Annotated in this window: 21 protein-coding genes; 9 read left to right on the top strand and 12 right to left on the bottom strand. The window is 55.0% G+C overall.

Annotation, left to right across the window (positions count from 1 at the left end; translation table 11 throughout):
* The first annotated feature begins 6 nt into the window (after window positions 1-6).
* Window positions 7-1,386, top strand: a complete 1,380-nt coding sequence (gene dbpA / locus AAH450_RS05630) for an ATP-dependent RNA helicase DbpA (RefSeq protein ID WP_342909300.1) — start codon at window positions 7-9, stop codon at window positions 1,384-1,386.
* A 59-nt stretch (window positions 1,387-1,445) separates the two neighbouring features.
* On the opposite strand, the gene AAH450_RS05625 is transcribed toward dbpA, so the two are convergent.
* Window positions 1,446-1,733 carry a putative quinol monooxygenase gene (locus tag AAH450_RS05625; RefSeq protein WP_342909299.1) on the bottom strand — a complete coding sequence of 96 codons (288 nt, stop codon included), beginning with the start codon at window positions 1,731-1,733 and terminating at the stop codon, window positions 1,446-1,448.
* Window positions 1,723-1,887, bottom strand: coding sequence for a hypothetical protein (locus AAH450_RS05620; protein ID WP_318790236.1), 165 nt, complete (start codon window positions 1,885-1,887; stop codon window positions 1,723-1,725). Before AAH450_RS05620 ends, AAH450_RS05625 begins: the two co-directional genes overlap by 11 nt.
* Window positions 1,888-2,231: 344 nt before the next feature.
* On the opposite strand from AAH450_RS05620, the gene AAH450_RS05615 reads away from it, so the two are divergent.
* The gene (locus AAH450_RS05615) at window positions 2,232-2,507 is read left to right on the top strand and encodes a putative hemolysin (protein WP_318790235.1); all 276 of its coding nucleotides are present in this window, start codon (window positions 2,232-2,234) and stop codon (window positions 2,505-2,507) included.
* Between the two features lie 39 nt (window positions 2,508-2,546).
* Here the strand turns inward: AAH450_RS05615 and AAH450_RS05610 are convergent, their stop codons facing one another.
* Entirely contained in the window at window positions 2,547-3,539 is a 993-nt protein-coding gene (locus AAH450_RS05610; protein WP_342909298.1) for a 2-hydroxyacid dehydrogenase, read from the bottom strand.
* 185 nt (window positions 3,540-3,724) lie between these two features.
* On the opposite strand from AAH450_RS05610, the gene AAH450_RS05605 reads away from it, so the two are divergent.
* From AAH450_RS05605 to AAH450_RS05595, 3 genes are read left to right on the top strand one after another with little or no spacing between them, the layout of a single operon-like run.
* Window positions 3,725-6,364: a YdbH family protein gene (locus tag AAH450_RS05605; protein ID WP_342909297.1), complete on the top strand. Its 2,640-nt coding sequence runs from the start codon at window positions 3,725-3,727 to the stop codon at window positions 6,362-6,364.
* Window positions 6,351-6,539: a YnbE family lipoprotein gene (locus AAH450_RS05600; protein ID WP_041692015.1), complete on the top strand. Its 189-nt coding sequence runs from the start codon at window positions 6,351-6,353 to the stop codon at window positions 6,537-6,539. Before AAH450_RS05605 ends, AAH450_RS05600 begins: the two co-directional genes overlap by 14 nt.
* Window positions 6,540-6,548: 9 nt before the next feature.
* On the top strand, window positions 6,549-6,872 hold the full coding sequence (locus AAH450_RS05595) for a YdbL family probable chaperone protein (protein ID WP_342909296.1): 324 nt from the start codon (window positions 6,549-6,551) through the stop codon (window positions 6,870-6,872).
* A gap of 39 nt (window positions 6,873-6,911) precedes the next feature.
* On the opposite strand, the gene AAH450_RS05590 is transcribed toward AAH450_RS05595, so the two are convergent.
* Window positions 6,912-7,517: an FMN-dependent NADH-azoreductase gene (locus AAH450_RS05590; protein WP_318790231.1), complete on the bottom strand. Its 606-nt coding sequence runs from the start codon at window positions 7,515-7,517 to the stop codon at window positions 6,912-6,914.
* 224 nt (window positions 7,518-7,741) lie between these two features.
* Here AAH450_RS05590 and hrpA point away from each other — a divergent pair, with 224 nt between their 5' ends.
* Window positions 7,742-11,638, top strand: coding sequence for an ATP-dependent RNA helicase HrpA (gene hrpA, locus AAH450_RS05585; RefSeq protein WP_342909295.1), 3,897 nt, complete (start codon window positions 7,742-7,744; stop codon window positions 11,636-11,638).
* Between the two features lie 127 nt (window positions 11,639-11,765).
* On the opposite strand, the gene AAH450_RS05580 is transcribed toward hrpA, so the two are convergent.
* The 6 genes from AAH450_RS05580 to rstA form a co-directional block, all read right to left on the bottom strand.
* Window positions 11,766-12,581 carry a trypsin-like serine peptidase gene (locus AAH450_RS05580; RefSeq protein ID WP_342909294.1) on the bottom strand — a complete coding sequence of 272 codons (816 nt, stop codon included), beginning with the start codon at window positions 12,579-12,581 and terminating at the stop codon, window positions 11,766-11,768.
* Between the two features lie 114 nt (window positions 12,582-12,695).
* Window positions 12,696-12,776 (bottom strand): small membrane protein YdgU, encoded by an 81-nt coding sequence (gene ydgU, locus AAH450_RS21090; protein WP_463322711.1) that lies wholly within the window; start codon window positions 12,774-12,776, stop codon window positions 12,696-12,698.
* Between the two features lie 90 nt (window positions 12,777-12,866).
* Window positions 12,867-13,379, bottom strand: coding sequence for an acid resistance repetitive basic protein Asr (asr, locus tag AAH450_RS05575; RefSeq protein ID WP_342909293.1), 513 nt, complete (start codon window positions 13,377-13,379; stop codon window positions 12,867-12,869).
* A 160-nt stretch (window positions 13,380-13,539) separates the two neighbouring features.
* Window positions 13,540-15,030: a carboxypeptidase M32 gene (locus tag AAH450_RS05570; protein WP_342909292.1), complete on the bottom strand. Its 1,491-nt coding sequence runs from the start codon at window positions 15,028-15,030 to the stop codon at window positions 13,540-13,542.
* A gap of 28 nt (window positions 15,031-15,058) precedes the next feature.
* Complete coding sequence (rstB, locus tag AAH450_RS05565; protein ID WP_342909291.1) at window positions 15,059-16,369, bottom strand: two-component system sensor histidine kinase RstB; 1,311 nt, start codon at window positions 16,367-16,369, stop codon at window positions 15,059-15,061.
* The gene (gene rstA, locus AAH450_RS05560; protein ID WP_342909290.1) at window positions 16,366-17,094 is read right to left on the bottom strand and encodes a two-component system response regulator RstA; all 729 of its coding nucleotides are present in this window, start codon (window positions 17,092-17,094) and stop codon (window positions 16,366-16,368) included. The genes rstB and rstA overlap by 4 nt, the downstream gene beginning before the upstream one ends.
* A gap of 175 nt (window positions 17,095-17,269) precedes the next feature.
* Between rstA and AAH450_RS05555 the strand changes: the two genes are divergently transcribed.
* Window positions 17,270-17,683 carry a hypothetical protein gene (locus tag AAH450_RS05555; protein WP_342909289.1) on the top strand — a complete coding sequence of 138 codons (414 nt, stop codon included), beginning with the start codon at window positions 17,270-17,272 and terminating at the stop codon, window positions 17,681-17,683.
* Between the two features lie 91 nt (window positions 17,684-17,774).
* Here AAH450_RS05555 and AAH450_RS05550 read toward each other — a convergent pair whose 3' ends face one another.
* Window positions 17,775-19,166, bottom strand: a complete 1,392-nt coding sequence (locus tag AAH450_RS05550; protein WP_342909288.1) for an amino acid permease — start codon at window positions 19,164-19,166, stop codon at window positions 17,775-17,777.
* 224 nt (window positions 19,167-19,390) lie between these two features.
* Window positions 19,391-20,341 (bottom strand): DUF1471 family protein YdgH, encoded by a 951-nt coding sequence (gene ydgH / locus AAH450_RS05545; protein WP_342909287.1) that lies wholly within the window; start codon window positions 20,339-20,341, stop codon window positions 19,391-19,393.
* Between the two features lie 517 nt (window positions 20,342-20,858).
* On the opposite strand from ydgH, the gene pntA reads away from it, so the two are divergent.
* Both pntA and pntB read left to right on the top strand, forming a co-directional pair.
* On the top strand, window positions 20,859-22,391 hold the full coding sequence (gene pntA / locus AAH450_RS05540; RefSeq protein WP_342909286.1) for a Re/Si-specific NAD(P)(+) transhydrogenase subunit alpha: 1,533 nt from the start codon (window positions 20,859-20,861) through the stop codon (window positions 22,389-22,391).
* Window positions 22,392-22,401: 10 nt separating this feature from the next.
* Window positions 22,402-23,790, top strand: a complete 1,389-nt coding sequence (pntB, locus tag AAH450_RS05535; RefSeq protein WP_342909285.1) for a Re/Si-specific NAD(P)(+) transhydrogenase subunit beta — start codon at window positions 22,402-22,404, stop codon at window positions 23,788-23,790.
* The last annotated feature ends 54 nt before the right edge of the window (window positions 23,791-23,844 follow it).

Below are 23,844 nucleotides of genomic sequence, written 5' to 3'. Positions count from 1 at the left end.
TATTTTGTGACTGCTTTTTCAACCCTGACATCCCTGCCAGCCAGCCAGATCGACAATCTCAACGAGCTGGGCTACCACACCATGACCCCAATCCAGGCCGCTTCTTTGCCCGCCATCCTGGAAGGGAAAGACGTTCGCGCCCAGGCGAAAACCGGCAGCGGCAAAACCGCGGCATTCGGTCTTGGCGTGCTGCACCGCATTGATGTCAGCCAGTTTGTCACGCAGTCGCTGGTGCTTTGCCCGACGCGTGAGCTGGCCGACCAGGTAGCAAAAGAGCTGCGTCGTCTGGCGCGCTTCACCGCGAATATTAAAATTTTAACCTTGTGTGGCGGTCAGCCTGTGGGCGCTCAGCGTGACTCGCTGGTGCATGCGCCGCATATTGTGGTGGGGACGCCCGGCCGTATTCTTGATCATCTGAAACGTGAAACGTTGCAGTTAGGTCAGATTACCACTCTGGTGCTGGATGAAGCGGACCGGATGCTGGAAATGGGCTTCCGCGAAGATATTGATGCGATTATTCGTCACTGTCCGCCGTCCCGTCAGACGCTTTTGTTCTCTGCTACCTGGCCGCAGGATATAGCGCAAATCAGCCAGTCGGTTCAACGTGACCCTGTCACCGTTGAAACCGATGTGGTCTCCGATCTTCCCGCTATTGAGCAGCGCTTTTACGAAGCGGGTCCGCGTGAAAAGCTGACGGCGCTTATCGGCTTACTCAGCGACCGCAAACCGACTTCATGCGTGGTGTTCTGCAATACCCGGCGGGAGTGCGATGACGTTGCTTATGCTCTGGAAAAAGAGAATATCAGCGCGCTGGCGCTGCATGGCGATTTAGAGCAGCGTGACCGCGATCAGGTGCTTATCCGCTTCGCTAACGGCAGCTGTCGCGTACTGGTGGCAACTGACGTTGCTGCACGTGGTCTTGATATTAAAGCGCTGGCGATGGTGGTGAACTACCAGCTCTCCTTTGATCCGGAAGTGCATGTGCACCGTATTGGGCGTACTGCCCGCGCGGGAGCTGAGGGGATTGCTATCAGTCTGGTGGCACCCGACGAGATGAGCCGTGCCCATGCGCTGGAAGATTATTTGCAGAAGAAGCTGAGCTGGCACAGCGTCTCTGAGCTGAAGTCTGTGGCTTCACAGCCGCTGCTGGCGGAGATGGTGACCCTGAGCCTGGACGGCGGTAAAAAAGCCAAAATCCGGCCGGGAGATATTCTCGGTGCATTAACTGGTGAAGCGGGATTAAGCAGTGAAATGATCGGCAAGATTGATATTGCCCCCACTCAGGCTTACGTGGCTATCCGCCAGGAGAGCGCCCGTCAGGTGATGAAGCAGTTGCAGCAGGTCAAAATCAAAGGGAAATCGTGCCGCGCCCGGTTAGTGAAGTAACCCCTGCGACAGCAGAATAAGAAAAGGCCAGCTTGTCTGGCCTTTTTTTATCAGGTCGCTCAGATTTTATGGACTTCCGGCGCTCTGGCCAGCAGAGGTTCCGCATCAGCCATCAGCGTCTGGAAATGCGGCTGACTGCCGTGGATCTCAACCGCTTCGGCATTGCGCCAGGTTTCGTGGAACAGAAAGACATTACCATCCTCCACGCTGCGGTAGAGGTCATAATGCAGGCAGCCCGCTTCTTCACGGGCAGGCTTCACGCCGTGGTTCAGCACTTTCTTTAACTCATCAGCCTTACCGGGCCTGGCGGTAAACTTCGCCACAATAAGAATTGTTTTATCGCTCATCGACTTCTCCCTCTCGTTTCTGCATATCCAGGCCGAAAATCGGCCCTGTAACCGGGCAGGATAGCGTCAGCGTCAGACCGTCCGGGCTGTAAGCGCCGGAACGAGCCTTTCGTTGCACCTCACTAATGGCATCATGCCATAAACGCCAGATCACTTCAGGTAGTCTCTTCTCTCAGAGGGATAAAAAGGGCGGGAATAAGAGAGCCATGCCGCTTGCAGCAGAAAAACAGAAACATTAAGGCGGCATTACGTGACAACGTCACAGCATCAGCGCTGCTAACCCGTTGCGGCTGGCTGAAAAGAGTCAGGTGAGCGCCATGGCTTAACCTTTTGAAAAAGGGGTGTTTTACAGGCTACGTTTGCCCGGGGAAAAAATGAGACGTCTGGCTATTGCTATTTTTGAGCTTTTAATTTGGTAAATATTCGTGACAGCTCTCGACCCGCCTGAGTTCGTAGCCTATGCTGGCTTTCTGCATAATTACCGTTCCCGGAGAAGAGATGAAAGCAGCGACCTTTCTGCTTGTGGGTTGTGCGCTGTTGCTGTCCGCTTGCAGCAGCAGTGAAACCGACAACGAACCGCCGCAACAGGCAACCAGCGCCCACGTGCCACCGCGTGTTGTGATGTCAGATTTAGCCGCCAGCACCTGCGCCAGTGCGGGGGGAACATTAGCTCTCTCCCGCCAGCTGGATGGCAGCGCCGTGGGCATGTGTCAGTTAGCCAATGGCCGTCGCTGTGGTGAAAGCGCGCTGGCTGGCGGTACCTGCGCCCGCTAAACCGGCCGGCAGAAGAGTAACCGGCCAGCATTCTGCAAATTATGCAGTCAGATCGTTCTGGCAGGGCTGACCGGTTGTTAATTGTTTAAGATTTTCCAGCGTCGTTTCAGCAATGCTGGTCAGGGCTTCCGCCGTCAGGAAAGCCTGATGCCCGGTAAACAGCACGTTATGGCAGGCTGAAAGGCGACGGAAAACATCATCCTGGATCACATCGTTCGATTTATCTTCAAAGAAGAGATCCCGCTCGTTTTCGTAGACATCCATTCCCAGCGAGCCAATTTTTTGCTGCTTCAGCGCGTCAATTGCCGCCTGGGAATCTATCAGCGCGCCCCGGCTGGTATTAATAATCATCACGCCATCTTTCATCTGTTCGAACGCGGCCATATTTAACAAATGGTGATTTTCCGGCGTGAGCGGGCAGTGCAAAGAGATCACATCGGACTCTCTGAACAGGGTATGGATATCGACATATTCAATGCCCAGTTCCAGCACGGCGGGGTTAGGGTATGGATCAAATGCCAGCAGGCGCATGCCAAAGCCCTTGAGGATACGTAGCGTGGCAAGACCAATTTTTCCGGTTCCCACCACGCCAGCGGTGCGGCCATGCATGTTGAACCCGATCAATCCTTCCAGAGAAAAGTTGGCGTCACGGGTACGCTGATAAGCACGATGAATGCGGCGGTTAAGGGTCATCATCATGCCCACGGTATGCTCTGCCACTGCCTCTGGCGAATAGGCTGGCACGCGAACGACTTTGATACCCAGCTCTTTTGCGGCCACAAGGTCGACATTATTGAAGCCAGCGCAGCGCAGGGCGATAAATTTCACTCCCAGTTCGACCAGCTCCTCCAGTACCACCCGGCTGGCGTCATCGTTAACAAAAATGCAGATGCCGTCGCAGCCCACGGCATTTTTCGCTGTGCGTTCGGTCAGCAGAAAGTCAAAGAACTCCAGTTCAAAACCATACTGCCCATTGACCTGCTCCAGGTATTTCCGGTCATACTGTTTGGTACTGTATACCGCAAGTTTCATGTTCTTTCTCCTGTCACCGTAAGGGAATGCTACTTCCATCATAGTAACAATATTTCATAACAAGCGGGGACTTGCTGGCTGTCGCCGCGCAGATTTGTGCAGATCTATGATTATCGGTTAAAAACTTCTCCAGCGGGGGATTCCATGCCATCATTTCATTCTCTGCTCTTCACGGATGGAACTGAATGTTGACTGGCCTCTCACGTGGCTGGAGAGTCGTCACTGCGATACTGGTCATCGTGGTGCTATCGCTCGCCGCTCTGCTGCTGACTGTGCCTCACTGGCTGCCCCGGCTGGTGGGGTTGTGGTTACCTGCTAATACCTCTGTGGTGATGGCGGGGAGTCCGCAATGGCGGTCAGGTAAACTGACGCTGCCGGGCCTGCGGTACCTGGTGGCAGAGTGCGAACTGGCCGATATCCGCGATCTCTCATTAGGGCGTAAAGCGGGGCGTTGGGCGCTACAGGCTGGCAGCGTGGCCATAGAGAGCAGCTGTGCCAGCAAGCTCCCGGCCGGCGAACAACCTGGTACGCCGCGCACCCTGGCTGACTGGCAGGCAATGCTGCCCGCTGCGGATATTGCCATCACTCGTCTCACGATCTCCCCCTGGCAAACCTGGGCTGGTGCGCTCGATTTAAGCACCGATAATCAGCAACAAACGCTGCACTATCGCAGCCATAATCTGGTGCTGGACGCGCAGCTTCATGGTCAGACGCTGGCGCTGAACACGCTAACCCTTAACCTGCCGGGGGTTCCTGAGCCTGTGACTATTGCCGGTACGTTACGCTTACCCACTATTCCTGACACGTTACCTGATAGCGGTAAACTGAACGGAAAAATGACCCTTCAGGGTGTTCCCGCTCCCCTGAGTGTTGACCTGGAGTGGCAACAGCAGGCGGGAGAACTGGTTATCCATGAGCAGGGGGATGAGAGGCCGCTGGTCAGCCTGCCGTGGCAGGCTGATGAGCAGCAGATCCTGATCCAGCAGGGCCAGTGGCGCTGGCCGTATGCGTCCCAGCCTCTCTCCGGCGGCGTTACCCTGGCCCTGAAAAACTGGCAGCAGGGCATCCCGGCAACAGAGATAACCGGGCGACTGAACGTACTGACTCAGGGCCGTGGGGGGAAAGGAAACGTAGTGCTTTCACTGGGGCCTGGCCATCTTGACTGGCAGAAGAGCCAGCTACCCTTTCGGTTGACCGGTGAGAGCAAACTCGCTTTGCTGCAATTCTATGCCGGTCTGCCCGGCGAGCTGCAAGGCCCGCTGCTGGACCCGGTAGTGCAACTCAAGCCTGGCGCGTTGCTGCGGCTGCGTGGTCGTCTGCTCTCCACGCTGGAGGTTGATGAAGCCCGCTGGCCGCTGGCGGGGGTAACACTCTCTTCGGCGGGAATTACTGGCCGTTTACAGGCAATCCTCACGGCTCACGATCCGCAGTGGGGCCGTTTCAGGCTGCATCTGGATGGTCGCGCTGCTGATTTCTGGCCCGATAAAGGCAAATGGGGCTGGCGCTACTGGGGCGAGGGGTATATGGCGCCGCTTGCAGCCAAATGGGATGTCAGTGGCCGGGGCCGTTGGGAAGGGTCACTGATTGAGCTTGTATCCCTTTCCACAGGCTTTGACCAGATAAGTTACGGCAGCGTTAACGTCCGGGCGCCACGGCTGAGTCTGGCAGAACCGGTTCACTGGCAACGTGGGAGTGAAAACCCGGCCTTTGCGGGTAAATTCCGGCTGGATGCGCAGCAAACCACCTTCAGCAACGGCGGTTTTTTACCGCCCGCTACCCTCAGCCTTAACCTGAAAGGGCGCGATCCTGCCGCGTTTCTTTATAGCGGCACGCTTCAGGCTCAGGAGATTGGCCCGGTGCGCCTGCAAGGGCGTTGGGATGGGGTGCGCCTGCGTGGTCAGGGCTGGTGGCCGGAACAGTCGCTGAGCGTTTTCCAGCCGCTGCTGAGTGATGATCTTAAAATGAAAATTCAGGGTGGCAAGCTTAAAGCGCAGGTCGCTTTTTCCGCCGCCGCCGATCAGGGATTCGAAGCGGGCGGGCACTGGGTAGTCAGTGAGGGCAGCGTCTGGATGCCGGACAATGAAATTAACGGTATTGATTTCTCGCTGCCGTTCCGGCTTCGGGCGCACCAGTGGTATTTCGGCGCAAAAGGGCCGGTTTCGCTGCGCATCAAAGAGGTGAAGAACCAGTTTGCGCTGAAGGATATCACTGCTGATTTACAGGGCTGGTATCCCTGGAATGCCAGAGAGCCACTGCGGCTCAGCAACGTCTCCGTCGATGTGCTGGGCGGGCAGCTCAGTATGGAGAGTCTGCAAATGCCCCAGAGAGAAGCGGCGACATTGCGTCTGCACAATATCAGCATGAGTGAGCTGGTGACGGCGATGAAACCCAAGCAGATTGCTATGTCCGGGCATATCAACGGCGCGATGCCGCTCTGGCTGAACAATTCTCGCTGGCTGATTAAAGATGGCTGGATCGCTAATAACGGGCCGCTTACCGTCCGGCTGGATAAAGATTTCGCGGACGCCATCGCCAGTAACAGCATTGCCGCCGGTGCCGCGATGGACTGGCTGCGGTATATGGAGATCTCGCGCAGCTGGGCGACGATAGATATTGATAATCTTGGGGCGATGACCATGAAGGCGCAGGTCAACGGCACCAGCCGCTTCAGTGATAAAAACCAGCGCGTGTCGCTGAATTACACGCAGCAGGAAAACCTCTTTCAGCTCTGGCGCAGCCTGCGCTTTGGCGATAATTTGCAATCCTGGGTGGAACAAAATGCCACGCTGCCGACGCAAAAGGAAACGACTGATGAAACGCATTAGCCTGCTGATGCCTGCCGGCATATTGCTGCTGAGCGGCTGTGTACCGCGTATTGAAGTAGCGGCACCGAAAGAGCCTATCACCATCAATATGAACGTGAAGATTGAACATGAGATCCATATCAAAGTTGATAAGGATGTCGAGGCGTTGTTAAAGAACCAGAGCGGTCTGTTCTGAGGAGCCAGCATGAAATTAAAAAGTCTCCTGCTGGCGCTGCTGCTACTCTCTCCGGCAGCCCTGGCTCTGAACCTGGATGAAGCGCGGGCTGAGGGGCGGGTAGGTGAAACGCTAACGGGCTATATAGCGCCGCTGAAGCAGGACAAAGAGACGCTGGAGCTGGTAGATCGCATTAATCAGGGACGTAAGCAACAATATCAGACGCTGGCACAGCGAAATAATATGACCACTGCGGCGGTCGCCAGGATAGCAGGGCAAAAGCTGGTTGAACGGGCAGCGGCCGGGGAATATGTACGGGGCATTAACGGGCAGTGGTTGCAAAAAGAGCAATAAAAAAGCAGCCCACTGGGCTGCTTCTCTGAAAAGCTGGCGTTAAGCTGCAACGATCTGCTTGAGAACGTCTTTGGCATCGTTAGCCGCTTTGGTCGCCACTTCCGGACCGTAAGCAATGCCTTCAGCGAAGACAAAATGCACGTCGGACATACCCAGGAAGCCCAGGAACAGCTTCAGGTAAGGGGTCAGCAGATCGCTTGGGGTATCTTTATGGATGCCGCCACGGCTGGAGATCACCACAACTTTCTTACCGGTGATCAGGCCTTCAGGGCCGTTTTCGCTGTAACGGAAGGTCACGCCAGCACGGGCAACCAAGTCAAAGTAGTTTTTCAACTGCGTTGGGATGTTGAAATTGTACATCGGCGCCGTCATAACAATGGTGTCATGAGCCTGGAGTTCTGCAATCAGCTCGTTGGAGAGATCCAGCGCTTCCTGCTGACGTGGTGTCAGCGTGGCATCTGAAGGACGCAGTGCGCCAACCAGCTCGCCATCCAGAACCGGGATTGGGTTTGCAGCCAGGTCACGTACGGTGATTTCATCGCTGCCGTGCGCTGCTTTCCACTCTTCAATAAAGTGGTCCGCCAGCTGATTTGACTGGGAGTAACCGGCAAGAATACTGGATTTCAGAACTAAAACTTTGCTCATGTTAATTTCCTGTTTGGTATGCGAAAGGTGTTCCGCTCAATGCTTTACACTCTAGGGATAATTGATTCTCAGTGATAGTGCAATATTCTGAGGCCTATGTTCGAAATTACTGAACAAGCTTACCCGCGCAGAGCCAGAGCTAAGTGTTTGTCTGTGCTACAATAGGCAAAATTTTTATCCCCATCGTCTGCCGCACGCCCGGCAATTAGCGAGTTTTGAATTTTATGTCGATAACACCGCCATCGCCCCTTGCCACGCTCTTTCCCCGTCTGGACGCAGTTATGCTGCGCGATCGCCAGCGGTTGCTGAAGCGCCTGCACGGGGCTAAAAAAGCCAGGCCAGCCGCCTTACAGGCCATTGCTGACGAGCTGGCAGCAGAAATTACCCTGGCTGAACAGCGGGTAGCACAGCGTCGTGCAGCAACGCCTGTGATTCGTTATCCGGAAAACCTGCCGGTCAGCCAGAAGAAACAGGATATTGCGAACGCCATTCGTGATAATCAGGTGGTGATTGTTGCCGGTGAAACTGGCTCAGGTAAAACCACTCAGTTACCCAAAATTTGTCTTGAACTGGGCAGAGGCATCACCGGGCTGATTGGCCACACCCAGCCGCGCCGCCTGGCTGCCCGCACGGTGGCCGATCGCATTGCCGATGAGCTGGAGACCAGCCTCGGCGGCTGCATTGGTTATAAAGTCCGGTTTAACGACCAGGTGAGTGAAACCACCCAGGTCAAGCTGATGACCGACGGTATTCTGCTGGCCGAAATCCAGCAGGATCGGCTGCTGATGCAGTACGACACCATCATTATCGATGAAGCGCACGAGCGCAGCCTGAATATCGATTTCCTGCTGGGCTATCTGCGGGAGCTGTTACCGCGTCGCCCCGATTTAAAAGTGATCATCACCTCTGCGACCATCGATCCGCAGCGCTTCTCTAAACATTTCAACAATGCGCCGGTGATTGAAGTTTCCGGCAGAACTTACCCCGTTGAGGTGCGCTACCGGCCCGTGGTGGAAGAGGCTGATGATACCGATCGCGATCAGCTACAGGCAATTTTTGATGCGGTGGACGAGCTGGGTAAAGAGAGCCGCGGCGATATCCTGATCTTTATGAGCGGCGAACGCGAAATTCGCGATACTGCCGATGCGCTCAACCGTCGCGACCTGGCTCATACGGAAGTCCTGCCGCTCTACGCCCGTTTATCGAACGCCGAACAAAACCGCGTGTTCCAGTCCCATGCCGGCAGGCGTATCGTGCTGGCTACCAACGTGGCAGAGACCTCGCTGACCGTGCCGGGCATCAAGTATGTTATCGATCCGGGAACGGCGCGCATCAGTCGCTACAGCTTCCGCACCAAGGTGCAGCGCCTGCCCATTGAACCGGTTTCCCAGGCTTCAGCTAATCAGCGTAAAGGGCGCTGCGGCCGTGTTTCTGAAGGGATCTGTATTCGTCTCTATTCAGAAGAGGATTTCAATAATCGTCCGGCGTTTACCGACCCGGAAATCCTGCGCACCAATCTGGCTTCGGTCATTCTGCAAATGACCGCGCTGGGCCTGGGCGATATCAGCGCGTTTCCCTTTGTGGAGGCGCCGGATAAGCGCAATATTCAGGATGGCGTCAAGCTGCTGGAAGAGCTGGGCGCTATTACCCAAAGTGAAAATCAGCACTACAAGTTAACCGCGTCGGGCCGGGCGCTGGCGCAGCTACCGGTAGATCCCCGTCTGGCCAAAATGGTGCTGGAAGCCCAGCGCTACGCCTGTACGCGGGAGGTGATGATCATTACTGCGGCCCTCTCAATTCAGGACCCGCGCGAACGTCCGGCAGAGAAGAAACAGGCCTCTGATGAAAAACATGCCCGCTTTGCGGATAAAGAGTCCGATTTTCTGTCGTTCGTGAATCTGTGGAACTATCTACAGGAGCAGCAAAAGGCGCTCTCTTCCAGCCAGTTCCGCCGCCTCTGCAAGATGGAATACCTTAATTATCTGCGCGTGCGTGAATGGCAGGATATCTATACTCAGCTGCGGCAGGTTGTGCGTGAGCAGGGAATTCCGCTAAACAGTGAGCCAGCAGATTTCCGTGGTGTGCACACGGCGCTGCTTACCGGGCTGCTCTCCCATATCGGGCAAAAAGATGCCGATAAGCAGGAGTATACCGGCGCGCGTAACGCCCGCTTTGCTATTTTTCCGGGGTCCGGGCTGTTTAAAAAACCGCCTAAATGGACCATGGTGGCGGAACTGGTCGAGACCAGCCGGCTGTGGGGACGTATTGCCGCCCGCATCGATCCGGAATGGATTGAGCCAGTCGCCCAGCATCTGATTAAGCGCAGCTACAGCGAACCCCACTGGGAAAAAGCTCAGGGCGCGGTGATGGCCAGTGAAAAAGTGACGCTGTATGGTCTGCCCATTGTTGCCGCCCGCAAAGTCAATTACAGCCAGATCGATCCGGTTTTATCCCGCGAGCTGTTTATTCGCCATGCGCTGGTGGAAGGCGACTGGCAGACTCGCCACGCATTTTTCCGCGCCAACCTTAAACTGCGTGAGGAAGTGGAAGAGCTGGAGCATAAATCCCGTCGTCGCGACATTCTGGTAGATGATGAGACGCTGTATACCTTTTACGACAGGCGTATTCCGGCAGACATTGTCTCGGCACGCCATTTCGACAGCTGGTGGAAACAGGCGAGCCGCGAAGAGCCGGAGCGGCTCAATTTCGCTAAAGAGATGCTGATTAAAGAGGGCGCAAATGATGTCAGCAAGCTCGATTATCCCAACTTCTGGCAGCAGGGAAATCTTAAACTGCGTCTGAGTTATCAGTTCGAGCCGGGAACGGATGCGGATGGGGTGACGGTGCATATTCCGCTACCCTTGCTGAATCAGGTGGAAGAAGGGGGCTTTGAGTGGCAGATCCCCGGTCTGCGCCGTGAGTTGATTATTGCCCTGATCAAATCCCTGCCGAAACCGGTTCGCCGTAACCTGGTACCCGCCCCTAACTATGCGGATGCATTTTTAGGCCGCGTGACGCCGATGGCGCTGCCGCTGCTGGAGGCGCTGGAGCGCGAGTTCCGCCGCATGACCGGCATCACCATTGACCGCGAGGCGTGGCAGTGGGATCAGGTGCCCGATCACCTTAAAATCACCTTCCGGGTAGTGGATGAAAACAACCGCAAGCTGAATGAAGGGCGCGACCTTGCCGCACTTAAGTTGCAGTTAAAAGGTAAGGTGCAGGAGACGCTGTCGCTGGTGGCGGACGATGGGCTGGAACAGAGCGGGCTGCATATCTGGAGCTTTGGCGATCTGCCCGATCATTTCGAACAGAAGCGGGGTAACTACAGCGTCAAGGCCTGGCCTGCGCTGGTGGATGAAAAGGATAGCGTAGCGATCCGGCTGTTTGATTCAGAGCACGAGCAGAAAAAAGCGATGTGGCGGGGGCAGCGTCGTCTGCTGCTGCTGAATATTCCTTCGCCAATTAAATATCTGCATGAAAAACTGCCGAACAAAGCCAAGCTGGGACTCTACTTTAACCCTTACGGCAAGGTGCTGGATCTGATTGATGACTGCATCGCCTGCGGCGTGGATAAGCTGATTGCCGAACACGGCGGCCCAAGCTGGCAGGAAGCTGGTTTTGCAGCGCTGCATGAAAAAGTGCGGGCAGAGCTGAATGACACCGTGGTTGATATTGCGAAAAAGGTGGAACAGATCCTGACGGCGGTCTTCAACATCAATAAGCGGCTGAAAGGGCGCGTGGATATGACCATGGCGCTGGCGCTCTCTGATATCAAAGCGCAGATGTCCGGCCTGGTCTACAAAGGGTTTGTGACTCAGAACGGCTGGAAGCGTCTTTCCGATACGCTACGTTACCTGAACGCTATTGAACGTCGTCTGGAAAAGCTGCCGGTCGATCCGCACAGCGATCGTGCCAGAATGCTGAAGGTAGAGAATATACAGCAGGCATGGAACACCTGGTACAACAAGCTGCCGCCGGTTCGCCGTGAGGATGAAGATGTCAAAGATGTCCGCTGGATGATTGAGGAACTGCGCGTCAGCTACTTCGCTCAGCAGCTGGGTACGCCTTATCCGGTTTCAGAGAAGCGCATCCAGCAGGCAATGGATGAGATCGTGGTGTGACCGAACGCTGAATTGTTGTTGATAAAAAGGGCAGCAGATTTATATCTGCTGCCCTTTTTGACATGCTGCGCGGGTAATCCGGCGCGCTATGGTCACCCTCCGGCGGCATTACACGCCGCGTCGGGGATTACTCCTGCGCTAACGCTTCGAGATTATCGCGAAACGCGGTGACGGCAATAGCGCGGTTGTCCGCCTGATAACGATCTTTCGCCGCCGGGGCGGAGCTTTGCACCGCAATCAGCTGCCAGACGTTATCCACCTGCATCAACAGCGGTGAGCCGCTGTCGCCGGGTAGCGTATCGCACTGATGCGACAGTACGCCTTTCTGCGCCCATCCGGTCACCAGACAGTTGCTGTGGGAATAGAGCGTTTCAAGGTGGTCCAGCGGATAGCCCGCCTGGGTGACTTTACGATCCTGTGCTTTCAGCGCGGCAGTTAAATCGCTGCGGCTGCCGTCGAACAGCGGGACCGGGGTAATACCAGAGGGCGGATTATGTAATATCACCAGGCCATAATCGTAAGGGGCGGCGGAAGAGGGCACAATCCACCCGTCGCCATCCGCTTTCAGCTTGTGGCCCAGTTCAGGATCGACACGCGTTTCAATATCATGAATTTCATAACGCCAGTGGCCTTTATTGGTGGCAATAAAGCGCAGGGCGATAGCGTTGTCGATTTTACCCGGCGGGGTCAGCAGGCAGTGGCCGGCAGTCAGCACCAGGTGGGCTGAGATCAGCGTGGCGCTACAGAGGTTGCCGCTGGCGGTTTCCAGTTGTCCAATCGCCTCCCAGGGCTGGCTGGCGGTATCAGCAACCGCTTTTCGATCGTCGTGACCAAAGAAGAGCGTTTTGACATCAGCTTCGCTCGGACTTTCATCATCATCGTCAGCATGGGAATAAAAAGAAAAGGCTAAGCATCCAATTAAAAAAACAGCTGTCAGGCGCATGTTTCTCTCTGAGTGGAGAATGAAGAGTAAGGGTTAACCACGAAGTGATCATAACTATAGACGGATAGCGGTAAAAAAGGGAGTTTAATTTGGAATATCAGCACGCTACGCAAGTTAAAGATAAAAGCTGGCGGCAATAACCCCACAGACGATCATAAAGCCCAGGATAATTTCGAATAAATAGCGGCGTACCATCATCCGATCTCCAGGAAAGAAACACCCGGAATAATCCGGGTGTTTGAATGAAATCATGTTGAGGGGGGAGCCAGGCTCCCGCTTCATTAATTACGCTTTAGGCGCAGCGGCGGTCTTAGCCACTTTCTTGTGGTGAACTTTTTTAGCAGCCTGAGCTTTCTGCGCTACTGGTTTAGCTGCTTTCTTGTGGTGAACTTTTTTAGCAGCCTGAGCTTTCTGCGCTACTGGTTTAGCTGCTTTCTTGTGGTGAACTTTTTTAGCAGCCTGAGCTTTCTGCGCTACTGGTTTAGCTGCTTTCTTTTGGTGTACTTTTTTAGCGGCCTGAGCTTTCTGCGCTACTGGCTTAGCTGCTTTTTTGTGGTGCACTTTTTTAGCTGCCTGGGCTTTCTGATCTACAGGTTTTTTGGCGGCTTTTTTGTGGTGCTTTTTAGCTGCCTGCGCTTTCTGGACGGTAGCTTTATGGTGTTTCTTGTGGTGTACGGTCGCTTTTGCCGGCGCAGAGGTAGTGGCAGACGCGGCTGGTGCAGCGGTGGTCTCCGCAGCGAAAGCCATTGAAGAGATACCCATTGCAGCGGCTACAACCAGAGCAAATAATTTTTTCATTGCAAAACCCTCAAATGTTTAGTTCATGTATCAGCCCACTGCGGGGCCGGTAGAGCAACTATAGGGGAAGGCATGAGGGCTTTCAGTGAGTGATTGGTATCGGCGTGTAACGGATTGTACAACCGGGAAGAGCAGGCAGAATGCCTGCTCTGAAGGGGGATCAATGACCGTTAAGGTAGCGGTTTTCCAGATGCTGGCGGAAATAAGCGGGATTGAGATCTTCACCCGTTGCATTCTCAATCAGCTGACGGGTGCTGAAACGGCTGCCGTGCTGCCAGATGTTTTGCTGCAACCACTCAAACACCGGCTCCAGGTTGCCCTCGCGCAGCAGTTCGTTAACCTGCGGCAGCGCTTTTTTCACGCCCTGGAACAGCTGTGCGGCATACATAGCGCCCAGCGTGTAGGTCGGGAAATAGCCGAAAGCACCATCGGTCCAGTGAATATCCTGCATACAGCCGTCGCGGTAGTTGCCTGTGGTATCCAGCCCCAGTAGCGTCTGCATTTTCTCCTGCCACAGGGCAGGAATGTCGTCGACCTCAATGTCACCGGCAATCAGCGCACGTTCAATTTCATAGCGCAGAATAATATGGGCCGGATAGCTGACTTCATCCGCGTCGACGCGGATCAGGCCCGGCTTCACCCGCTGATTCAGAGCGATAAAGTTAGACTCTTCCAGCGCAGGGCCGTCGCCGATCAGCAGCTTCACCTGCGGCAGGATCAGGCTGAGGAAATCGGCGCTGCGTCCAAGCTGTTTTTCAAAGAACAGACTCTGGGATTCATGGATTGCCGTCGAACGCGCCAGGGAAACCGGCTGGCCTGCCCACTGCTTCGGCAGATTCTGCTCATAACGTGCGTGGCCCGTTTCGTGGATCACGCCCATCATGGCGCTGATAAATTCATTCTCATTGTAACGCGTGGTAATGCGAACATCTTCCGGCACGCCGCCGCAGAAGGGGTGCGCACTGACATCAAGCCGCCCGGCGTTGAAGTCAAAACCCAGCTGCTTCATGATCGCCAGGCCAAGCTGTTTTTGCGACTCCACGGCAAAAGGCCCCACCGGGACATCCACGGTTTCCTGCGCCTGTTTCTCAACGATGCGTTGCAGGAGATCTGGCAGCCAGGCTTTGATATCGCCAAAGGTTTTATCCAGCTTCGCGCTGGTCATGCCCGGCTCGAAAATATCTAACAGGGCATCGTAGCGCGAGCAGCCGTTGGCCTGAGCGCGGATTTCCGCTTCCTGGCGACTGAGTTTTACCACCTCTTTCAGATTCTCTGAAAACCCCTGCCAGTCATTGGCGGGGCGCTGCTGGCGCCAGGCGTGTTCACAGCGCGAACCCGCCACCGACTTCGCTTCCACCAGCGAAGCGGGAAGCAGCGAGGCCTGCTGCCAGGCGCGACGCATCTCGAACAGGTTGGCGCGTTCCACGTCGTTTAAAGAAGCCTGTTCAGCTTCGTTCAGCCACTCTCCCACCTCTTTTGCCGTCAGAATTTCATGCTGCAACACGCTGAGTTCAGCAAGCGCAGCGCCACGGGCACTGCTGCCGCCGGGGGGCATCATGGTCATCATATCCCAGCCGGCAATGGCGGAAAGATGACCAAAACGTGAAAGGCGGGTAAAGGTACGGGTTAAGTTAGCGTAGGCAGTTGACATGAGGCTCCCTGTAAAGTTTTTTGCGCTGTCAGGCAGCGCCTGTAGAGGATGATAAGGGTAAATCAACAGGCCAGCAAAAGCGAACGCTGGCGCCGCCGAGCGGGCTGGCATCTATTAACACATAACCATTAAAGGCCTGAGCGACAGAGTGAACAATTGCCAGACCAAGACCGCACCCGCCGGTGGCGCGGTCACGGCTGGGGTCGAGCCGGACAAAGGGTTCAAACACCCGTTCCCGCTCATCCAGAGGAATGCCTGGTCCGTCATCCTCTACCTGAAGGCAGGCGGTAGTGCCATCAAACCAGAGGCTGATGCGCAGCCGCTCACTGGCGTAGCGCAGCGCATTGTTCACCAGATTGTCCAGCACGCGTTCCATCAGGCGCGTATCGGCAACGCCTGTGTTATGCCGCTGCGGCATATCAAGTTCAATCGCGAAAGCAGGGTGCAGGGTGCGGATATCGTCGAGCCGCTCCTGTAGCCATTCGGCCAGATCCAGAGACTGAAGGTTAAGATCGACTTTTGGCCGATCGAGCCGCGCATAGGTCAGCAGCTCTTCAATCAGCGACTCAAGCTGGCCAATATCACGGTTAAGGGCCGCAGCTTCCGCCTCTGTTAAGTTATCGCTCATCTCCAGCCGGTAGCGTAAACGCACCAACGGCGTTCGCAGCTCATGAGCAATCCCGTCTATCAGCTGTTTTTTACTGGCCACCAGGGTGTTGATATTGTCCGCCATCTGGTTAAAGGCCACCCCGAGCCGCAGCAGGCTGGATGCACTGTCAAAATGGATGCGCTCGTTAAGATGCCCCTGGCCAAAACGCTGCGCGGCCGTTTCCAGCCGCAGCATATCTTTCCAGTGCGGCCGCATCCAGATAAACACCGGCAGCGCCAGCGAAATGCCGATAAAGGCCAGCAGCACGATATCGAGAATGCGCATCTCATGCAGGAAAAACAGATAGGGGATTGGGCCTACCGCCAGCACATAATGACTGCGGGGAATATGCTGAAGAAAGGTGTACTCATCGTCCAGCGCCACTATCTCCCCGGCGCGCAGGCGCCGCAAAGTAACGGCATCAAGCTGAAGCTGATATTTGCTCATTGGTTCAATATGCAGCTTAAACGAAAGATTCAGCTCCAGATTATCGATGGTCTTGTTCCAGTCGCGCGGCGGGATCTCACGCAGTTCACTACGCATCAGGTAGAGCGAGCTTTTCATCAGGTCGTCCATCGACTGACGTCCGGCCCGTTCGGCAGTGAATTTGTAGACCAGGCCAACCAGCATTGCCATCACCAGAAAGCAGACAAACAGCAGCAGATAAAACTGAATAAACAGTTTTTTCATAGGGCGTCCCAGGCATGGGGAGCAAAGAGGTAGCCTTTGTTGCGGATAGTTTTGATGCGATAAGGCTCGGTGGCGCTGTCGAGCAGTTTTTTACGCAGTCGGGAGATGGCCACGTCGATACTGCGATCCATGCCATCGTAGCTGACGCCGCGCAAGGTTTTTAACAGCGCATCGCGATTCAGGATAGAGCCAGCATGCGTCGCCAGCTCCCACAGCAGGTCAAAATCGGCGGTGGAAAGGGCAACGACCTCACTGCCAAGCGTGACCTGACGGTTGACCGGATCGATAGAGAGCGTGCCAAAACGGAGCGCATTCTGTCCCGCAACCTTAGGCGCAATCTCATCGCCCTGGCTGCTGCTGCCAGCCTGACGCAGATGCAGCCGTAAACGGGCCAGAAGCACAGCCGGCGGGGTGGTTTTCAGGATGTAGTCGTTAGCGCCCATTTCAAGAGAGAGAATATGATTCATGTCGCTGTCCAGTGAGGTCAGCAGCACAATGGGGCCAGACCAGCTTTGACTGGCGCGCAAGTCACGGCACAGCGTCATGCCATCTTTGCCGGGCAGCATAATATCCAGCATCACCAAATCTGGCAGGGCCGCCGCAATCGTCGCTTCTGCCCGATCGCCACGGCTCTCAACAATCACTTCAATATCATGACGATTCAGGTAAGCAGCAATCAGCTCGCCCACATCCTGGTCATCTTCAACGAATACAATTTTGTTCATAGCGCTGTTTTTCTGGGGTGAGAGGGCAAGATTACTCTTTGTTAAACTTAACTACTATTACCCACCGCTAAATAACGTCAGATGTATAGTATAAGCACCCTTACTTATGCCATTATAGCCGCCGGCCTGCCGTGGCAGCCCGTGAGGAGTAATCACCAGAGAAAGGAGAATAAGAGTGTCTGATAAAAAGCTGGCTTCTGCCGGGCACAGTGACTATATCTGCCTCAATTATATCGATTTCCTCGCCGCTTCCTGTAAAAAGCGCTGGAGCTTTGTCGACGCTATCTATGGCGTGATGCCTATCTTCGGCCTGGTTACCAGGAACTCCCGCAATTTGCCCCAGGTGCCCTCAGAGCGGTTAAAAGCCCTTGCGTTGCAAATCATCTCTACTCAGGTCAGTGATGAAATTAATATCGCCCGACTGATAACGCTGGCTGAACAACAACATATCGAAAAGTTTGATATTCTGCTGCCCTATACGCTGTCAGAGCCACAGCTTGACCTCGTGCGTCAGGAGTATGTTAAACCCCTTACTCTCCAGCAGCATGATGACCGTTTGACGGTCAGCATTCCAGCCTGGTCGCACTGACACAGCTTTACCCCTTCAGCATTGCGGCGTGGTGACACCTCTCGCCAGAGTATGATGACCGTGTGACGGTCACCATCCCTGCCTTTGCGCCCTAACGCAGCAGTACCCACAACGCCGGAGCCATTCCTGCCATCAGCAGAGCCATAGTGCCTTTCTCCAGCATGCTGAGTTTTTCCACACCTCGTCCACCCCGGCGCGCAAACAGGAACAGCAACACGCCTGGCGCGTAAAGCACCACGGAAAGCAGCAAATGCAGAGGCCCGGAGGCGTAAAGAAGCCAGAGTCCGTATGCGCTGGCACCGCAGGCGATAGCCATTACGCCTGGGCGTTTACGGGATTTGGCAACCTTAAACAGGTAGGCACCCACCAGGAAATAGGGCACCAGAATCATTTCCGAGGCGATAGTCAGCAGCGTGTTGTAGTCGGAACCGGTGAGCCAGATAAGTACCAGACAGACCTGCACGCTGCCATTGGTCAGCCACAACGAGGCGGCGGGGGCGCCGCGGGCATTTTGCCTGGTCAGCGAACGCGGAAAGGCACCCTGTGCGGCGGCAAGCAGGGGCACTTCAGCTGCCATAATTGTCCAGCTCAGATAGGCACCGCAAACCGAGACCACAAGGCCAACTGCAATAATCAAATCGCCCCAGGAGCCAACCAGACGCGTCATTAGTCCCGCCATAGAGGGATTGCGCATCTCTGCCAGTTCCGCGCGCGGCACAATCCCCAGCGAAAGCAGCGTGACCAGCAGATAAACGATCAGCGCCGCTATCACCGCCAGCATCGTGGCACGCCCCACATCCCGTTTGTTGCGGGCGCGGGCCGAAACCACCACAGCACCCTCGACGCCTATAAACACCCATAACGTGATCAGCATGGTGTCTTTAACCTGCTGCCAGACGGGTTTACCCAGCGCCACGCCGGTGAAATCAAAATGAAAACGGTCGTAGTTAAAGGCCAGTAGCGCCAGCACCACAAACAAGCCCAGAGGGAGAAGTTTACCCAGCGTTGCCACTATATTAATGCTGGCTGCGGTTTGCACTCCCCGCAATACCAGCCAGTGAACCAGCCACAGCAGTAGTGAAGCCCCCAGCATCGCCTGCCAGGTATTGCCATCACCAAACACCACATGACCTGGGGAGTCGGTAAAGAAGCTCAGCGCAGAAAAAACGATAACCAGGTAGGAGACATTAGCAATGACCGCGCATAGCCAGTAGCCCCAGGCGGAACAGAAGCCGACAAGCTCACCGAACCCGGCTCTGGCATAGGTATATATGCCGCCGTCCAGCTCTGGCTTCAGCCGCGTCAGCAGCAGCAGAGCGAGCGAGAGCAGAATAATACCGCATCCCGTAATGGCCCAGCCAATCAGCAAGGCGGCCGGGCTGGCCACCATGGCCATATTTTGCGGCAGACTGAATACGCCTGCGCCGAGCATTGAACTGAGCACCAGCGCGGTAAGGGCGGCAAGGCCTAATTTTTTGTCCAAAGAAAGGTCCCAATAGCAGAATAAAAAACCAATCCAATGGTAAACCTTCGCTTTTCATGCCGGTAAAGCGCAACCGAGATGAAGGAATACCCTGAAGTCGGCGGCGATTCTACGGAGTGAGAACAGGAGATGCAATGCGATTAGGGAGGATTGTGAGTGGTTATGCAAAATAACCGCCTTCACTATGCAAAGGAACAGGGACGGCGGGCGCCGTCCCGGAAGAATTACTTAAAGAGGTCTGCGGAGACGGTAAGGTTACCGCCGCTCTGATTAGACCATTGGCGGGTGACGTGGTAGTACTTGGCGCCTTTTTTAATGGCGGCCTGACCTACTGCCTCGGACACCTCTGTTGGCGTACCAAAGTGGCCAGTAAAGGTTACGCTGTCAAACGGCTGCATCTGTGCCGCCGTGATGGCGTTAACTTCCTGAACGCTTTTACCATCTGGCGTTTTAATGGTGTAACGCTGGCCCGTGGAGGACTGCGTTTCAAAGAAACGGCCTACGTTAGCACTGGGGGTTTCTGAAGAAGCCACGCCGGGGATCTGAACAGTTTTAGCCGCAGCGCCGCCGGTAGCCAGCGCCGCTTTACCCGCCTGAGAGTCAGCGGGGATCAGATCGGGAGACTGAACTTTACGCTCTGGCGCATCCGCTTTGTAAACGTAAGCGGTGATGTACTGGTTACCGCCGCTGTTGGCATCGATCTGGCGAATAATAAAGAAGGAGGCTGCCTCTTTCGCTTTTGCCGCTTTGGTAATAGCGTCATTCACTTCTGGCTGACTGCGGTAGAAACCACTTATCGAAACCGTATCGAAGGGTTCAAGCTTGTAGGCTTCTGCCTTCTTTAATTCCCGGATGCCATTGATGATACGATCGTCCGAAGGGGCCGCTTTGGGCGCATCCGCATGATAGAGATCTGCCACTACGCGCCAGTTCCCGCCGTTTCCGTTGGTATCGCTGATATTCTGAATGTAGTAAGAAGCCGCGCCCATTTCGTCGGCACGTTTTGACACCGCTGCGCTGGCGTCATTGATAGCATTAAAACGACCGGAAACCGCAATACGATCAAACGGTTTCAGCGAGGCCGCTTTTTCCGGGGCCAGCTCCTGTGCCGCAAAAGCGGATAATGATGTCAGTGACAGCAGGGCTGATGCCAGAAGGGTGTTCTTCAGCTTCATAAAAATAATCCTTCGCCTTACGCAAAAAATGAGTACGAAAACGTGCTGGACTCTTGATGTGTAACAGATTAGCTGCCGATTATTGCATGTAATAATGCCTGCTGTCTCAGCCATTTTGAGTCATGAGCCACGCTTCGCTTTGCCGGAGCGTTTAACGATATTAATAAATTGTTAAATTACGCTGTTAGCCCGTCGCTTACCACTTAAGCTGGTTATTGATACCACTAAATAAGTTAATTCATTGTTAAATAGTGTTTTTTCTATTTCATTAATCGGCCAATGCACTTTTTTAGCCAGCAGATTATGCGCTATTATCGAATAAATTCAGCCGCAATGTGCTGCTTTTGCTGCCTGCCTCTGAATTATTGTATGAAAAGAGACGAACCGGCCCGCTGCGGCTGGATCGCAGCACATATTTTCAGTAGGTTATAAACAGTTTGAAACAGATCCTGTCGCGGTCATACGGGCCGTGGCAGGCAGGACCAACATCAATTTACCTCTGATGAAAGGGAATATTATGCTAATTGGAATAACCAAAGAGCGCTTGCCCAACGAAGCCAGGGTGGCTGCCACGCCAAAAACGGTAGAGCAGCTACTGGGGCTTGGTTTTACCGTCGCCATAGAGCGCGACGCAGGGAAACTGGCGAGCTTTGATGATGCTGCCTATGCCGCAGCTGGAGCCACCCTGGTGGATACCGCCACCGTCTGGCAGTCAGACATTATTCTGAAGGTCAATGCGCCAACTGAAGAAGAGATTGCGTTAACCAAAGAGGGCAGCACGCTGGTCAGCTTTATCTGGCCTGCACAAAACCCCGATTTACTGGAAAAGCTGGCTGCCCGCAAGGTCACCGTGATGTCGATGGATGCGGTGCCCCGTATCTCCCGCGCGCAGTCGCTTGATGCTTTAAGTTCCATGGCCAACATTGCCGGTTATCGGGCGATTGTTGAGGCCGCCCATGAGTTTGGCCGTTTCTTTACCGGGCAAATCACCGCCGCAGGTAAGGTGCCGCCAGCAAAAGTCATGGTAATTGGCGCGGGCGTGGCTGGCCTTGCGGCTATCGGCGCAGCAGGCAGCCTGGGTGCCATTGTCCGTGCTTTTGATACCCGTCCGGAAGTCAAAGAGCAGGTACAGAGCATGGGCGCCGAATTCCTTGAGCTGGATTTTGAGGAGGAAGCGGGCAGCGGCGATGGCTATGCAAAAGTGATGTCTGAAGCTTTTATCAAGGCAGAGATGGCGCTGTTTGCCGCCCAGGCAGAAGAGGTGGATATCATCGTCACCACCGCGCTGATCCCCGGTCGTCCCGCACCGAAGCTGATTACTGCCGATATGGTGGCTTCAATGAAGCCTGGCAGCGTGATTGTCGATCTGGCGGCACAAACCGGCGGCAACTGTGAACTCACGGTGGCCGACCAGGTGACCACTACCGACAACGGCGTAAAAATTATCGGCTATACCGATCTGCCAAGTCGTCTGCCTACCCAGTCGTCACAGCTCTACGGCACTAACCTTGTCAATCTGCTGAAGCTGCTCTGTAAAGAGAAAAACGGTGAAATTACCGTGGATTTCGATGATGTGGTGATTCGCGGCGTGACGGTCATTCGTGACGGCGAGGTCACCTGGCCAGCGCCACCTATTCAGGTCTCTGCTGCCCCTAAAGCGGCGCCAGCATCGGCTAAAGTCATTGAAAAAGAAGAGAAAGTACCCGCCTCTCCGTTCCGCAAATATGCGCTGTTCGCGTTGGCAATTATCCTGTTTGGCTGGTTCGCCAATGCGGCTCCTGCCGCTTTCCTTTCTCACTTTACGGTGTTCGCGCTCTCCTGCGTAGTGGGCTACTACGTGGTCTGGAATGTGAGTCATGCGCTGCATACGCCACTGATGTCGGTAACCAATGCAATCTCCGGGATTATCGTGGTCGGCGCAGTGCTGCAAATCGGACACGGCGGCTGGGTCAGCTTCCTGTCGTTTATCGCGGTGCTGATTGCCAGTATCAATATTTTCGGTGGTTTCACCGTGACTCAGCGCATGCTGAAAATGTTTCGTAAGAACTAAGGGGTAATCAATGTCTGGCGGATTAGTGACTGCAGCATACATTGTTGCCGCAATTCTTTTTATATGCAGCCTGGCTGGGCTGTCAAAGCATGAAACCTCTAAGCAGGGCAACCTGTTTGGCATGAGCGGGATGGCAATCGCGCTGCTGGCTACCCTGCTTGGCCCGGACAGCGGTAACGTTGGCTGGGTACTGGTGGCGATGGTGATTGGTGGGGCCATCGGCACACGGCTGGCGAAAAAGGTCGAAATGACCGAAATGCCTGAGCTGGTTGCCGTACTGCACAGCTTTGTTGGTCTGGCTGCGGTGCTGGTGGGCTTCAACAGCTATCTCGACCACGCCCCTGGCATGGACGCGGTACTGGAAAATATTCACCTTACCGAAGTGTTTGTCGGGATCTTCATTGGCGCGGTGACCTTCACCGGATCGCTGGTGGCGTTTGGCAAGTTGCGCGGGAAAATTTCTTCCCGTCCGCTGATGCTGCCCCATCGTCATAAGCTGAATCTGCTGGCGCTGGTTGTCTCTCTCTGCCTGCTGATCGCCTTTGTCCGCACTGACAGCGTTGGCGTGCAGGTCTTTGCTCTGTTGATTATGACGCTGATTGCGCTGGCCTTTGGTTGGCATCTGGTCGCTTCTATTGGCGGCGCAGACATGCCGGTAGTGGTTTCAATGCTGAACTCCTATTCAGGCTGGGCGGCGGCGGCGGCGGGCTTTATGCTCAGCAACGACCTGCTGATCGTGACCGGTGCGCTGGTGGGGTCAAGCGGGGCAATTCTCTCTTACATCATGTGTAAGGCGATGAACCGCTCCTTTATCAGCGTGATCGCGGGCGGCTTTGGTACCGACAGCAGTTCAACCGGTGAAACGGATGAAGCGGGCGAGCACCGCGAGATTGATGCGCAGGCAACGGCAGAGCTGCTGAAAAACTCCAGCACGGTGATCATCACGCCAGGCTACGGCATGGCGGTGGCGCAGGCTCAGTATCCGGTGGCTGAAATTACCGAGAAGCTGCGTGCACGTGGCATCAAGGTTCGCTTTGGCATCCATCCCGTTGCTGGTCGTCTGCCAGGGCACATGAACGTCCTGCTGGCTGAGGCGCGCGTTCCTTACGATATCGTGCTGGAAATGGACGAAATCAACGAAGATTTCAGCGAGACAGATACGGTACTGGTGATCGGCGCAAATGATACGGTTAACCCGGCCGCGCAGGAAGATCCTCGCAGTCCAATTGCTGGCATGCCGGTGCTGGAAGTGTGGAAAGCGCAGAACGTCGTGGTGTTTAAGCGTTCAATGAATACCGGTTATGCCGGTGTGCAAAATCCGCTGTTCTTTAAAGAGAACACGCAGATGCTGTTTGGCGATGCGAAAGCCACCGTCGACGCAATTCTGAAAGCGTTATAAGCACAAACTCCACCGTCGCGGTGGGGTTTATTAATGAACAGGGCCAGCTAAGCT

Source organism: Erwinia magellanica (assembly GCF_039023495.1).
GTDB lineage: Bacteria > Pseudomonadota > Gammaproteobacteria > Enterobacterales > Enterobacteriaceae > Erwinia.
The sequence above is the reverse complement of the archived record's forward strand: the minus strand, read 5'-3'. Positions and strand labels throughout refer to the sequence as shown.

Coding starts and splice junctions, on each gene's coding strand:
- rstB (WP_342909291.1), bottom strand. CDS start 16,369: ATGAAAAAACTGTTTATTCAGTTTTATCTGCTGCTGTTTGTCTGCTTT.
- AAH450_RS05615 (WP_318790235.1), top strand. CDS start 2,232: ATGAAAGCAGCGACCTTTCTGCTTGTGGGTTGTGCGCTGTTGCTGTCC.
- AAH450_RS05595 (WP_342909296.1), top strand. CDS start 6,549: ATGAAATTAAAAAGTCTCCTGCTGGCGCTGCTGCTACTCTCTCCGGCA.
- AAH450_RS05605 (WP_342909297.1), top strand. CDS start 3,725: ATGTTGACTGGCCTCTCACGTGGCTGGAGAGTCGTCACTGCGATACTG.
- ydgU (WP_463322711.1), bottom strand. CDS start 12,776: ATGGTACGCCGCTATTTATTCGAAATTATCCTGGGCTTTATGATCGTC.
- rstA (WP_342909290.1), bottom strand. CDS start 17,094: ATGAACAAAATTGTATTCGTTGAAGATGACCAGGATGTGGGCGAGCTG.
- AAH450_RS05600 (WP_041692015.1), top strand. CDS start 6,351: ATGAAACGCATTAGCCTGCTGATGCCTGCCGGCATATTGCTGCTGAGC.
- AAH450_RS05625 (WP_342909299.1), bottom strand. CDS start 1,733: ATGAGCGATAAAACAATTCTTATTGTGGCGAAGTTTACCGCCAGGCCC.
- asr (WP_342909293.1), bottom strand. CDS start 13,379: ATGAAAAAATTATTTGCTCTGGTTGTAGCCGCTGCAATGGGTATCTCT.
- pntB (WP_342909285.1), top strand. CDS start 22,402: ATGTCTGGCGGATTAGTGACTGCAGCATACATTGTTGCCGCAATTCTT.
- ydgH (WP_342909287.1), bottom strand. CDS start 20,341: ATGAAGCTGAAGAACACCCTTCTGGCATCAGCCCTGCTGTCACTGACA.
- AAH450_RS05580 (WP_342909294.1), bottom strand. CDS start 12,581: ATGCGCCTGACAGCTGTTTTTTTAATTGGATGCTTAGCCTTTTCTTTT.
- hrpA (WP_342909295.1), top strand. CDS start 7,742: ATGTCGATAACACCGCCATCGCCCCTTGCCACGCTCTTTCCCCGTCTG.
- AAH450_RS05590 (WP_318790231.1), bottom strand. CDS start 7,517: ATGAGCAAAGTTTTAGTTCTGAAATCCAGTATTCTTGCCGGTTACTCC.
- AAH450_RS05570 (WP_342909292.1), bottom strand. CDS start 15,030: ATGTCAACTGCCTACGCTAACTTAACCCGTACCTTTACCCGCCTTTCA.
- AAH450_RS05610 (WP_342909298.1), bottom strand. CDS start 3,539: ATGAAACTTGCGGTATACAGTACCAAACAGTATGACCGGAAATACCTG.
- pntA (WP_342909286.1), top strand. CDS start 20,859: ATGCTAATTGGAATAACCAAAGAGCGCTTGCCCAACGAAGCCAGGGTG.